Here is an 11,878-nt window from a genome sequence, read left to right as displayed (position 1 = left end):
CCAAGGTGAGGCGCATTTTCAACCAGGGAGCGACCCTGACACCCTCAACGAACGCGGATCAGATGACGCAGTCTGCAAGTTATGCTTCCCATATGCCGTCAGCGCGAATTGTGCGGTCCAGGTCGCGCGCCGGTGAGTCCGGAAATTGGCAGGAATTTACGTCCAGCAAGGAGAGCAATGCGCAGGGCGGCTGGGTGTCGGACGGCTACAGGACCAGCCATTGCGCGCCCGGCTACGGCCTACATTACAACAAAACGCACAGTTCCGGCTATTATGGCGCGCTTTGGGAGAACATCGAAAAGCCCCTGATCCTCAACGTTCTTCGCCCCTTGAGCGGAGCGAGCCGAAACTGCCTCGATTTCGCATGCGGAACAGGTCGCATCGCCGAGGTAGCCGCCGGCCTCTTCAGCGAGGTGGTTGGCGCCGACGTTTCCAGAACTATGCTCGACAGCGCTCAAGTACCGCCCAATGTGAGTTTGCGTCACGTCGACGTGACAAGGGAGAATTTGGGTATGACGTTCGATGTGGTAACCGCATTTCGTTTTTTCCTGAACGCAGAGGATGAACTGAAATGGCATGCACTGGAAGCGATCAATGAGCACCTGAAAGATGGCGGGCGGCTTGTGTGCAACGTTCACATGAATGCGACGTCGCCGGTCGGCCTGGCGTGCCGGCTGCTCAATCGAGTGTCTGGACGCACAATTCGCCACACGCTGAGCGCGGCGAGGTTCAAGGCACTCCTGACTGCCTCGGGATTCACCGTCGAGCAGACGATACCGTACGGTTACCTGCCTCGGCCGGGAAACCTGTTGCCAGGGTTCTGTGAAATGATGATGCAGCCTGTCGAGAAGGCCTGCAGAAGGCTTTGCGTTCCTGGCCAGCTGGCGCAACACTTCCTGGTTGTTGCGAGGAAGCGCTAAAGCGCGAAAATGCCCCGAAAAAGGGCAGGGGGTGGTTTTCTTGGGCCGCTCCGCCCGGCATGAAGCCCCGCCCAAATACCATAGAACGGCAGTTTTCCCCCGATTTGACATGTGGGTTCCGGGTTTCTGAGGGCAGCGCCACGATTTTGCTACATTTTGACTAAAGTCCAAGCATGTTAGTGGGGCGTAATATTAGAAGGCTAAGGGGATACGCTCCTGAACAGCAAGAGATTGTCGGTGCCCAGTGGGGTCAGTGAGCTTGCGCAACGATCTCTCACGGGAGGTCGAAGCCTATGAACCCTGGTGGAAGGAGTTCGGATCTGCGAGGCGCAATGCTTGGGACCGTGCCTGGCCTGGTAGGCGTCGGCATCTTCTCGGCAGTCATAAACCTTCTCGCCCTGACCGGCTCGGTCTATATGCTGCAAATTTACGATCGCGTTTTACCTTCGCAGAGCGTTCCGACGCTTGTCGGGTTCACCATCGGAATGCTGGGTCTTTACGCTGTCTACGGGCTGCTGGATTTCGTGCGGCTGCGCCTGCTGGTTCGAGTGGGCAATCGTGTCCATAGGAATTTGAAGCAGAGGGTGTTCGGCCTCTCGCTGTCCTTGCCGCTCATTGGCGGGCAGGATGCGAACCGGATACAGCCCCTCCGTGATCTCGATCAGTTACGCGGCTTCCTTTCCGGAATGGGGCCGACTGTTATATTCGACGCTCCGTGGATTCCATTTTACCTGCTGATCATCTATTTCCTGCATCCTGCGCTCGGTCTGTTGTCCACAAGCGGTGCGATCATTGTCGTGCTGCTCACGGTCATGGCGGAAGTTCTTGGCCGCACATCGGTGACACGCGCGTCCGAGACGCTGGTGTCGCAACGCAATCTCGCCGAATCCGGACGCCGCAACGCGGAAGTCGTACGCGCGATGGGCCTTTCCGCACGGCTTGCCCACCGCTGGGGCGAGATCAATAACGCATATCTGCGGCACCAAGAGAGGCTTTCCGACGTCGTCGGCGCCACCGGGGCACTCTCTAGGGCACTGCGTTTGGCCTTGCAGTCCTGCGTTCTTGGACTGGGTGCCTACCTGGTGATAGGAGGCGAAGCCTCGCCAGGTGTGATCATCGCATCCTCCATCTTGCTGGGTCGCTCATTGGCTCCTGTTGACGCCGCTATCGCGAACTGGCGAGGCTTCGCCGCGTTCCGGCAAAGCTATTCGCAACTGGCAACGGCGCTGGCCGCTTTTCCTGACCGGGACGAACATATGGAACTTCCGCGCCCCCAAGCGGAGCTTGCGGTCGAGGACCTGACCATAGCGCCACCGGGCCAGCAAAAACCGACGGTAGCCAATGTCAACTTCCGCCTGGCTGCAGGGACGGGAATGGCCGTTGTCGGCCCGAGCGGCTCTGGCAAAAGCACGCTTGTGCGCGCGCTGGTGGGCGTCTGGCAGCCACTTCGCGGCACGGTGAGGCTGGACGACGCCTCGCTTGACCAATGGGACCAAGAACACCTTGGCGCACATATTGGCTACCTGCCCCAGGACGTCGAACTGTTTGATGGAACGGTTGCCGATAACATTTCGCGATTTGGCGGGAAGGGCGACGCCAAGGGCGTGCTGGCAGCTGCCAAGGCAGCGGGCGTCGACAAAATGATAATGCGATTGCCGAACGGTTTTCAAACACGCATGGGCGAGGGAGGAACAGCCTTGTCGGCTGGACAGCGGCAACTCGTAGGGCTTGCAAGGGCACTTTACGGCGATCCGTTTCTTGTCGTTCTGGACGAGCCGAATTCAAATCTGGACGTCGATGGCGATACCGCCTTGGCCGGCGCGATCCTGGCAGTGCGCAGACGTGGAGGCATCGTCATCGTAGTTGCGCACCGTCCTTCTGCCCTTACCAACATCGACAGGGTACTCGTAATGTCCAATGGGATGCTTCACGCCTTCGGCTCACGCGAGGAGGTCCTGGCCAACGTCATCCGCCCCTTTGCTGCGCCGGTTGAACGCCCGGCAGCGGCCGTCGCGATGCACAAAGGGGTGAGCGGTCACGCATGAGGAATATTTTTTTGTCTGAGGCGACGATGGCTCCATCGGCCCCGATCGGCAATGGGAGCCGGCGCAACGCGATTTCGGGCACGCGCGATGGAATCGGGGCCAACCTGATCCTGGGTGCGGCGGTCACGGTTATGTTGCTTGCCGGCGGCGGGCTCTGGCTCGGTCTGACCAAGATTGCTGGCGCGGTAATTGCGCCGGCGACCGTGGTGGTCGAGAGCAACATAAAGAAGGTGCAGCATCTGACGGGCGGCACGATAGGTGGCATCTTCGCGCAAGACGGGGATCATGTACGGGCCGGCGATGTGATGGCACGGTTGGACGACACACTGACACGAGCCAATCTGCAGATAATTAGCAAGGATCTTGATCGGGCAACGGTTCGGCTTGTGCGGCTGGAGGCAGAGCGGCAAGGCCTGTCGGAGATGCAGCTTCCGTTCAGCCTTCAAGCGCGAATGGGCGAGCCGGAGCTGGCTGCGCTGGTGAACGGCGAGCGCACGCTGTTCGACAGCCGCGCTACGGCCCTCAACGGGCAGAAGGCACAATTGCAAAGCCGCTCAAAGCAACTCGAACGCCAAGTTGAGGGCCTCAAGGCGCAACAGACCGCGGAAGAACAATCCGTGGTCCTGCTGGATGGCGATCTTGTCGATGTACAGGCGCTTTTTACAAAGAAACTGGTGTCCAAAGAGCGACTTAGCAACATCAGACTGGATGCCACCCGGGCGCACGGAGAATCAGGGCGCCTCGCGGCGGCAGTTGCCGAGGCGCAGGCCCGGATCAGCGAGACCGAATTGCAGATTCTTCAGCTCGATGAACAAAGGCGTAGTGACGTAACGAGCGAACTTCGTGAAACGGAAGCCAAGCAAACCGAACTCAGCGAGCGCAAGGTTGTGGCACAGGACGAACTGGCCAAAACCACCATCCGCGCGCCGCAATCGGGAACCGTACAGGAATCTTCCATTCACACGATCGGCGGCGTGATTGCCGCGGGCGAGGTTCTCATGATGATTGTCCCTGACACCGGCAACCTTGTCGTCGACGCGCTGATTGCGCCGTCGCGCATAGATGACGTTCGTCCAGGTCAGCGGGTCTCGATCCGGTTTCCGGCTTTCGACGCCGGCACTACGCCTGCCTGCCAAGGGTCTGTCAAGCGCATCTCGGCGGACCTGATAAAAGATCAACAGCGCCAGCTTTCTTATTTCTCGGCGCGCATCAATGTCGAAGACAAGTCCACCTGTCTGACCGATGCCAAAGTGCTCAAACCCGGTATGCCAGCGGAGGTTCACATAAGTACGGACGAACACAGCGTCTGGTCTTATCTGCTGAAGCCGCTTACCGACCAGATGTCGAGGGCTTTCCGGGAATGACATGGCGGCTGTGAGCGGTCGACCGCGGGAACACGGCAGGCGTGCTTGCTGACATATTAGGGTAGGCGACGTGATGCCACAGGGGTGACGCCTGCGGCCGACGCGCGAGGCTCGTCTGGGACATTGTCCCGGCTACAAGGATGCCCCAACAGGATTTTCCTGGCCGCCTCACCAAGTCCTGCCCCGACAACAGCGTTAGTGTCCTGTCATCTTTTGCGCAACAAACAGCGCATACCGTTCCACGATCATCGACATGGGCAATTGCCTCACGAGGAGAGGTTCTTTGCTCCTACGACGCGGCGAGGGCCCTGCGGCGGACACGGCGTGCGGCATGCACCGTTCGGTCTGCAGTCACCGCTACATTTGCCACGTCAGATGTATGCGGCAAGGCGTTCGCGCTTCCATGCGACCTCTTGTAGGGCAGCAATTCCCTGACCCGAGCATTGACCGAGGCAATCTCGACCCGCAAGTCCTCGCATTCCTGCCGTCTCACATCGAGTTCAATCTGATCGGACGCCTGCTGCATGGACAGCTGTGCAAAATCTGCGGCGATCTTGGAAAGGTTCACCTTGTTGGTTTCGGCCTCCTCGGTGAGTGCGGCCAACCTTTCGTCGGTCACCTGTTTTTCGGCCAGGGCGTCGCTCCATTGTAGCTGGAGCCTGGCGATCTCGGCCGCGGCCTCGTTGTTTGCGTTTGAGGCGAGTTCGAAGCGCGATTGGAGACTTTGAATTTCTGAGCGCAATCCTCGGTTCTCAGCCTGGCAGCGTTTAAGCTCGCCATCCATGTCCGCCTGCATAATCCTGGCTGCTTCGGTCACCTCCCATAGCTTCGCCTGCGCAACCTCGAGTGAGGTGTGCAATTTGATTGCCTCTTTTTCGCTCTTGCCGAGCGCACTCAGCATTTCGGAATTTCGCGCAGCTTCGTTGGCATGGATCGTGGAGAAGGCATCCAGCCTATGCCGTGCCTCTTCCTCCCGCTTCATGGCCTTTTCCAGGTCAATAGACAGGCTCACATTCTTTTCACGCAGCTGTTTGTTCTCTCGGGAGCGCCTGTCGGCCTCGACATTTGCGGCGGCAAGCATGTTCGTGAGGTCGCCAAATTCCGCTTCGTTCTTTGTGGTGGTGTTCGCCGCTTCGACCAGCTCCAGCCTTGCCGCGGCCAACGCGCCACGGAGCACTTCACACTCCTGAACAAGGCTTGCCTGGCGCTGCTGCAATGTCTCGACGGTGCCTTGACGCTCACAGTACCGTCTGTTCAGGTCATTGAGTGTTTCCGACAAGTTCCTTTGATCTGCGATCAGATTTTGATTCGCCAACTCCAGTTCGTTGGCACGGAGAATGTCCGCGTGAAGGATGTGAAAAAACTCGGACGTCAGTTGACATGTGCTTGTAATTTCGGAGATTTTTGCGTTGATCTCCTCGAAATGGAGCTTGGCATCGTGGAACAAGCCGTTAAACGAGCTCACGGCAGCAATTCGGCTCTGCGTATGTGAGGTCATCCGATGCGCTGGTATCGGCGAGCTATCATCGTCGTCGCCGGCACCGTCCTCGCTTGGTACGCTGTCATCCTGTTCGTTGTTTTCGCCTGCCATGTTTGGCACGTCGGCGACATCCTCCAAATCGAGGCACTGGTCGACAGCGTTAGCCAAGTCAGCTTCGAGATCGTCGAACGACCTCTCCACATTGTCCTCGGCGCGTCTGATCAAATCCCTGAACTTCATGACTTCATCCCCTGCAGCCGCATGCCCGGACCATTGAGGCACGAGGACTGAGATGCTTTTGTATCGAGAGCTCAACTCAGCGTCTTCGTTCAATCAAACGATGCCAGGGCGCCGGCGCCGCGAGGAGCCGAGAGCTGCGATCGGAAGGCCCTACATCGGTCTAGGTGCCTGCTGACTTATTCTTGAGGACTGCGCGGCTCCCCTTCTTGCCATCGTCTTGGCGTCAATGGTGTGTTGCCTGGGCACATTAACAACTCAGGTGCAGAAGCCCCGACGAACGGCCCGGCACAGCCTCTTGTGGGGCGCATCAGGCGGCCGGGCCTAACCGGCGGTTGAGTGTTTTGGTTTGCCGGCTGACTCACCATGCGACATTGGCGAGGCAAGCGCATCATTCGAACGAATTGGGGACCGGCCGCCTGGCCGCTCAATCGCACTAAGCTTCCGTTGCCGGAGCTGGCGACGAGGTGCTTTGCCTTGAGCCTTGGTATCTACATACGAAGCGGCAATACGCGCCGATGGAGCAGTGGTCCGACCCGTCAAACTATCGCTGCAAAATGCGCGGCGGAAGGCATCCGAGGATATTCTCCGTTCAGCGGTAGGAGATCGAACGCGGGCGATCTTGCTGAACTCCCCAAACAATCCCGGCGGATATGTGTTCGGCAAGGAGGATCTGGAAACCATTGCCACATTTGCCGAGCGGCACAATCTATGGATCATCAGCGATGAGGTTTACCGCAGCACAGTGTTCGACGGCGAGTTCCTCTCAATAGCATTCAGTCCCGGAATGAGAGAGCGGACGATAATTGTGAACAGCCTGTCGAAGTCTCACAATGACCGGCTGGAGGCTAGGGTGGACGCTTGGGCCGGTCTCGGCATCAGTTCATCTGGAAAATCTTGCGCAATGCATGCTCTTCGGATCGCCGACCGTATTCAGGATGCCGCAGCGGTGACTCTCGATGAGGCGGGTGACGAAGAGATGCGTTTCTTTTCGGACGCCCTTCTGCCGTTGATGTTGACCAATGCTGTGCGGATGTTCGCCGGGGATATGCGTGAACCTTATCGTCCGCTGCGGCGCTCAATTTGCTTGGGGTTCTTGGAACCGTTCCGAACTTTCTCCTTGCGCCTCCGATCGAGTTGCGCGTGCTCATGCGGGGCGCTGAGGTGTCTCGATCCGCAGTGGCGCGGCCATTATGCGACGATCAGCTTAGTTGAAATTTGTCCCCAGCGGACGGGAACGACGCTTGGCCATGTTAGTTGATGTGAATGGAGCAGCTAAGAAAAGATCTGGCATTGCTTACGCGACCCGGCTTCTGGATAGCTTTCGGCATTTTGTTGCTGCTTTACGGGATTCAGGTCTTTTTTCTAATTCGGGCATGCCAATGCCTTTAGCCTGGAACATCGATACCCCTAGCTGGAACGCGGTCTGTCCATCTCCCGGCGGCTGCGCCGATAGCGTTGATCAACGATATATTCATTTATAAGCCTGCTATTCCCGGGGATGCCGAGGTTGGCAGCGCCTGCATCGTTGACTACGCACGTGGCGCTCCCCTCAAGGTAGGTGGTTACCATTCTCGCGCAGCCGGTGAGCATTGGAGCCCGCACTGTGTTGGACGTGCGCTCATGCGTCGGGAAATTTCTTATAGACAGGGGAGGGTCTGTCAGGCTGGAAAATCACAAGCTGCCCCGCGAATGAGGAAGCAAAAAAGGTGCAAGACCAGATCGATTTCTTCCAGGCAACTCGGTCCTCGCATCATCGCCGATCAGCGGCCGTACCGTCGAGAACCAAAATGCGCACGATCTCAGCCGGTCGGCTTCGACCAAAACATGCGGACTACCGGACGGGGACAGTCGGTGCCGCGTCCCATCCTGTGGCCGGCGCTATGCTGACGCTCCTACGGTATCCCGTTCACCGCCCGCGCAGGAGGGCGAATTTCCTCCGTCCTGCGCGCGACAACCGTCCACTGTTGCGGCCGCACGCAGGACTGCGGCTTATACGCCGTTCTTCCTTTGAGCGGCGTCCAGTTCGCAGGGCTAAATCACCATTGGTATGCAGACGAGCCTCTCGGCGTCTGGACAGAGATCAATTGCGCTTTGCACCAGGGTTCCTGGATCGTAAGCTCCAAACACGCTGCAGTCGCCTGATATGGTCCACTACGTTGGCCGGCTCATACGGCTTCGCAAGGTGCGGGCCTTCCTGACAAAGGTCGCCCGCCGCGATCGCAGTTCGTTCTACTGCGGCGGAAAGCACTATTTTGACCTCGGGCTTGTTCTCGCGAACCCACTTCGACAGTTGGAACCCGTTCATGTTGCCCGGCAGGTCAACGTCACACAAGACGGTGTCGACACCGAACTCCGCATAGTTCAACGCTTGTTGCGCCTCACGTGCGAAATGGGCCTCAATCACCCTGTAGCCACAGTGGCGGAGATAGTCCGCGATGACGCATCGGGCGATGACGTCGCCGTCAACCACGAGGATCGTTTGGCTCTGTTGGTTCGGGGCTTCCATTGACGGAGAACGGTCAGCAACCGGCAGGGTTCCACGCATCATGACCTGCGCGGGATGCCGACCGAAGATCGCGGCGAGATCCTGCACGAAATGATCCCTGCCGGCGGGCGCATTCAATTCAGCGGAGCGATGCCGCACTGGTGACGCCGTTTGCCACCTGGTCGACGAGACGAGCTAGAAGGCATGGTCTCGAAGCTCAAGGGCAGTCCATATCGCAGCGGCAAACGAGCGCTTGGCGCAAGATCAAGTGCTTTGAGGAAAAGGAAATGCAAATCATCGGTGCACAGCGCGAGCGCGGCAAAGCTACCCAGGTGATCATGGCTGAAAAGGGCCTCTACAAAGGCGGCGCACTCGTCAACTTCAATGCCGATGAGCGGCAAGCGCTTTGGGATCGTGTCCAGGGCAAGGTTGGCGGCCCGGTCCCGAAGGGACATAAAAAGGAAAAGGCCGAGTGGCTGAAGCCCCGACTGGTTGGCTGGGTCGAGACCCTCAAAGGCGAAGAGAATCTGCGGCACGCAAGGCTGCTGGATTTCCGGGAGGATGATGCAAATGGCCATTTTTAAGAAAGATCAGGAACTCGCCACCTACGCCATGTACGGCGCCCAAGCGCGCAAGGATGGCAAGGAGCGTGAGGTGCCAGCTTACTGGCAGGAACATGCCGACGCGTGGCTGCAGGGCTTTGACGGTGTGGCGATGGACGGTTTTGGCAAGACCAAAACCGTCAACAACGAGATGGAGGCCGAGGTCGACGAAGCTGCCGTCGAGCGCCCCGACGAATAGCCATTTTGCCGTATGCCGTATGGTCGTTTTTAATTGGAGAAGGGTTTCGTTGGGCCTATAAAGATTGCGTTTACCATTGCCTTTTTAGGGAGAATGCGATGGTTGCAACGCCCATAGAAATCGCTCAAGCCGCTACTGCGACTACGGCCACCTTGCTGAAGTGGCAGAAGTCCATGGAGGAACGCGCCACGTTTCGCCAGAACATGGATCAATCGCGCAGGGCGATTCAAGCCTCACGCGATCTGCTGAAGCGCCTTCGCCAACGTCATCGCGACGACATGGCGGAAAGTTCGGAAAATGCCAACCCGTCTACTGTGCCGATATCGCAACGCGCCGGCAGCTAGCGGGAGGCGACCAGAGCCGATGTGAAGGAGAAAGTTTCAGTGGGCTGTTCCTGGGGTCGGCAACGAAGTTTAAGCCTTGTCAACCAGCGACTTTTTTCGCCCGCGTGGAAGCGCCACATGTCTTTCGACAAGGCGCACGTGCTCGGCCTCGACAGTCACCAATGGCCGGAGGCTGACGGTTACCTTGTCCCCGTCGATGCGTGTGACAGGGCCGATCAATTCCATATGCTGGCCAATCACAGTCTTCCAAGTCGAATCGACAACAGAATGCGGGAAGTCGTAGGAGGGGATCGTCACGCTTATGCGATCGGGCGTCACCCGGCCGCGCACAATCGCCGTGACTGCGACCTCGTCGCCAACTTTGATACTTCCCCGAGCGACGCCCAAGACTTTGGAGTAGCCGGCGCCGGCGTCAAGATGAGGGGGAGCTAATAAAACCCCTCCGCGCCGCGATTGTGACGCGGGGCGATCCGATCGCCGCCAGCGACTTAGCAGACCAATTGACGACAGCGGCCGAGAAGCCTGGCATCCCTGCCGACCAAATCAACGGCGAAATCGAAAGCGTCTTCGAACTGCTCTTAGAGGTGATGCGGCGCGAGAGTTGCGCGAGGAGAACCAGCCCGGAGGCTTCTCCGGGGCTGTGCCGGTCCTGTCCCGTTCCAGCGGATGAACTGCGCCTTCTGGCCGGTGACCGTCTCAATCGACTTCAACAGGGGTCCATGGGCCTCAGGTAGAGCTTGGCAGTGCTCCCTGTGGTACGCCAGGAGCGGCCCGGCGATGCTCTTGTGCAGCGCTTCGGCTGCCGCCAGGAAGCGCTCGATTTCAGCCCGGGAAAGCTGTTCGGAAGGTTTGTTCTGGCCATTGGCGCTCTCCATTGAGGGCATCGCCGCAACGAGGACCATAATTCTACATGCCAGGCCGTCTGACAAGCGCCTCGCCGGCCTTACCCGAAGGAAGACGCAGGGCCACGGCGCCAAGCGGAGCCATCAGGAGCAACCCGCAAAGATGAGCAACGGCAGGCCCGGCGACCTCCTTTGGCACACGGGACAAACAAGAAGGGCGCCGAGCCTTACCGGCGCTGCTTTGTGAGGGAGACGACGCCGGATGATGAGAGTATGCGATCATGCTAATGTCTGCGAACCATGCGAATGAAGGAAAGCCGCGTGGCAGTGCCAATCAACGACGTTGAGACCAAGGTCGGCGGGTGCGATCAGGTTCGGACCATGATGACGGGCTGGCGGGCCTGCACATGGTGGTGGCTACCGCGCTACCGCCTTGCTTTGCGCCAGCCGGCGGCCCATGCCTCTGCCTCGCTGCACAGCCAGCGCTCGCTGTACTGAAACTGATCGTCGTCTTCCAGTAATGCTCCTGCCCTGGAACGTGATAAATCGCTCATCGGTACTGGTGGAAATGTTGCCCTTGATATCGCAGCTCCCCGCGCCGGCCGTGCGGGTGCCACTCAGCCAGCCAGCTGGGATGAGCCGGTCAGGGAACCATCACCAGCGCCGGCAGATATTGCCGTCGCCACATCCACCGCCCCTTTGCGGTCTTGCGCCAGCGGTCGGCCTGATCCGCACCTTGATGACGCTGGACTTTGCCCACGCCCTCTCCCCCGAGTGCAGAATGCTTCCAAAGCGGTAGCGAGTCCAGACCGGAACATTAGCGCCGACTAACGGTTAGTTCGGCAGTGTTCCGAACCGTGATTGGTAGAGCGTTGGTGGCGTTTCATCTTGTCTATTTTTCCGGCCTGACGGCAGACCAGCTGCTAGGCAGCGCCGTTTCTATGATAGTGTGTTTGCTGCTTTATCACGCTCTAGCTACGGACCCCTAACTGATGGTCCACTTCCCGGCTACCCGGCAATCGAAGATCGCGCGACGTTCCCGACTTTTTCAGCATGATGAGAAGCGCCTCTAGGATTTGTTGTGCGCCCGTAGCCAGTGCCCATGCATTCGCGACGATCTCTTGCTCACGCTCTGTCATCCCGCCCTCCTGAAAATATGTGGTCGGAGCGTGCTTTAGAAAGCTTCGCCCCAGCAGGGGCGTGCTTGACGATTTCGGCGAACAGAGAAAGTCGCCGGCTCCGCCCGACCAGGCCGGGATGGTCGTTGGGAAATTTGTTGACGGCGCTCGTGTTCACCTCACGTCCAACGCGGTTGAACTGCAGCTGACCGTCGATGTCGTGGCTGAGAATGTGCTTG

Annotated in this window: 11 protein-coding genes and 1 pseudogene; 9 read left to right on the top strand and 3 right to left on the bottom strand. The window is 58.8% G+C overall.

Translation table 11 applies throughout. The features are described from left to right. Positions 1 to 5 precede the first annotated feature (5 nt). The 3 genes from AC3EML_RS26645 to AC3EML_RS26635 all read left to right on the top strand — a co-directional run bounded on the left by AC3EML_RS26645 (position 6) and on the right by AC3EML_RS26635 (position 4,329). Positions 6 to 920, top strand: coding sequence for a class I SAM-dependent methyltransferase (locus tag AC3EML_RS26645; protein ID WP_352521948.1), 915 nt, complete (start codon positions 6 to 8; stop codon positions 918 to 920). 332 nt (positions 921 to 1,252) lie between these two features. Continuing rightward, complete coding sequence (locus tag AC3EML_RS26640; protein WP_023737037.1) at positions 1,253 to 2,965, top strand: type I secretion system permease/ATPase; 1,713 nt, start codon at positions 1,253 to 1,255, stop codon at positions 2,963 to 2,965. Positions 2,966 to 2,991: 26 nt separating this feature from the next. Continuing rightward, a complete protein-coding gene (locus AC3EML_RS26635; protein WP_023701101.1) occupies positions 2,992 to 4,329 on the top strand; it encodes an HlyD family type I secretion periplasmic adaptor subunit in 1,338 nt (445 codons plus the stop codon). A 289-nt stretch (positions 4,330 to 4,618) separates the two neighbouring features. Here the strand turns inward: AC3EML_RS26635 and AC3EML_RS26630 are convergent, their stop codons facing one another. Then, complete coding sequence (locus AC3EML_RS26630) at positions 4,619 to 6,049, bottom strand: coiled-coil domain-containing protein (protein WP_023821907.1); 1,431 nt, start codon at positions 6,047 to 6,049, stop codon at positions 4,619 to 4,621. A 481-nt stretch (positions 6,050 to 6,530) separates the two neighbouring features. Between AC3EML_RS26630 and AC3EML_RS26625 the strand changes: the two genes are divergently transcribed. Beyond that, positions 6,531 to 7,307 (top strand): aminotransferase class I/II-fold pyridoxal phosphate-dependent enzyme, encoded by a 777-nt coding sequence (locus AC3EML_RS26625; protein WP_352521949.1) that lies wholly within the window; start codon positions 6,531 to 6,533, stop codon positions 7,305 to 7,307. 822 nt (positions 7,308 to 8,129) lie between these two features. Here AC3EML_RS26625 and AC3EML_RS26620 read toward each other — a convergent pair. Beyond that, positions 8,130 to 8,642, bottom strand: coding sequence for a response regulator (locus tag AC3EML_RS26620; protein ID WP_023753040.1), 513 nt, complete (start codon positions 8,640 to 8,642; stop codon positions 8,130 to 8,132). Between the two features lie 179 nt (positions 8,643 to 8,821). Here AC3EML_RS26620 and AC3EML_RS26615 point away from each other — a divergent pair, with 179 nt between their 5' ends. From AC3EML_RS26615 to AC3EML_RS26595, 5 genes are all read left to right on the top strand, one after another. Next, positions 8,822 to 9,118: a hypothetical protein gene (locus tag AC3EML_RS26615; RefSeq protein WP_352521950.1), complete on the top strand. Its 297-nt coding sequence runs from the start codon at positions 8,822 to 8,824 to the stop codon at positions 9,116 to 9,118. Then, the gene (locus AC3EML_RS26610) at positions 9,105 to 9,335 is read left to right on the top strand and encodes a hypothetical protein (protein WP_352521951.1); all 231 of its coding nucleotides are present in this window, start codon (positions 9,105 to 9,107) and stop codon (positions 9,333 to 9,335) included. Before AC3EML_RS26615 ends, AC3EML_RS26610 begins: the two co-directional genes overlap by 14 nt. Positions 9,336 to 9,433: 98 nt before the next feature. Further along, the gene (locus tag AC3EML_RS26605) at positions 9,434 to 9,679 is read left to right on the top strand and encodes a hypothetical protein (protein ID WP_023670916.1); all 246 of its coding nucleotides are present in this window, start codon (positions 9,434 to 9,436) and stop codon (positions 9,677 to 9,679) included. Between the two features lie 117 nt (positions 9,680 to 9,796). After that, positions 9,797 to 10,111 (top strand): hypothetical protein, encoded by a 315-nt coding sequence (locus AC3EML_RS26600; RefSeq protein ID WP_023670917.1) that lies wholly within the window; start codon positions 9,797 to 9,799, stop codon positions 10,109 to 10,111. 716 nt (positions 10,112 to 10,827) lie between these two features. After that, on the top strand, positions 10,828 to 11,019 hold the full coding sequence (locus AC3EML_RS26595) for a hypothetical protein (RefSeq protein ID WP_023670919.1): 192 nt from the start codon (positions 10,828 to 10,830) through the stop codon (positions 11,017 to 11,019). On the opposite strand, the pseudogene AC3EML_RS26590 reads toward AC3EML_RS26595, so the two are convergent. Beyond that, positions 10,947 to 11,281, bottom strand: a pseudogene (locus AC3EML_RS26590) (sunset domain-containing protein). The gene AC3EML_RS26595 and the pseudogene AC3EML_RS26590 overlap by 73 nt on opposite strands. Between the last annotated feature and the right edge of the window lie 597 nt (positions 11,282 to 11,878).

Source organism: Mesorhizobium sp. P170090, from assembly GCF_057786115.1.
Note: the sequence above shows the minus strand (reverse complement) of the source record. Positions and strands in the feature narration are given on the sequence as shown.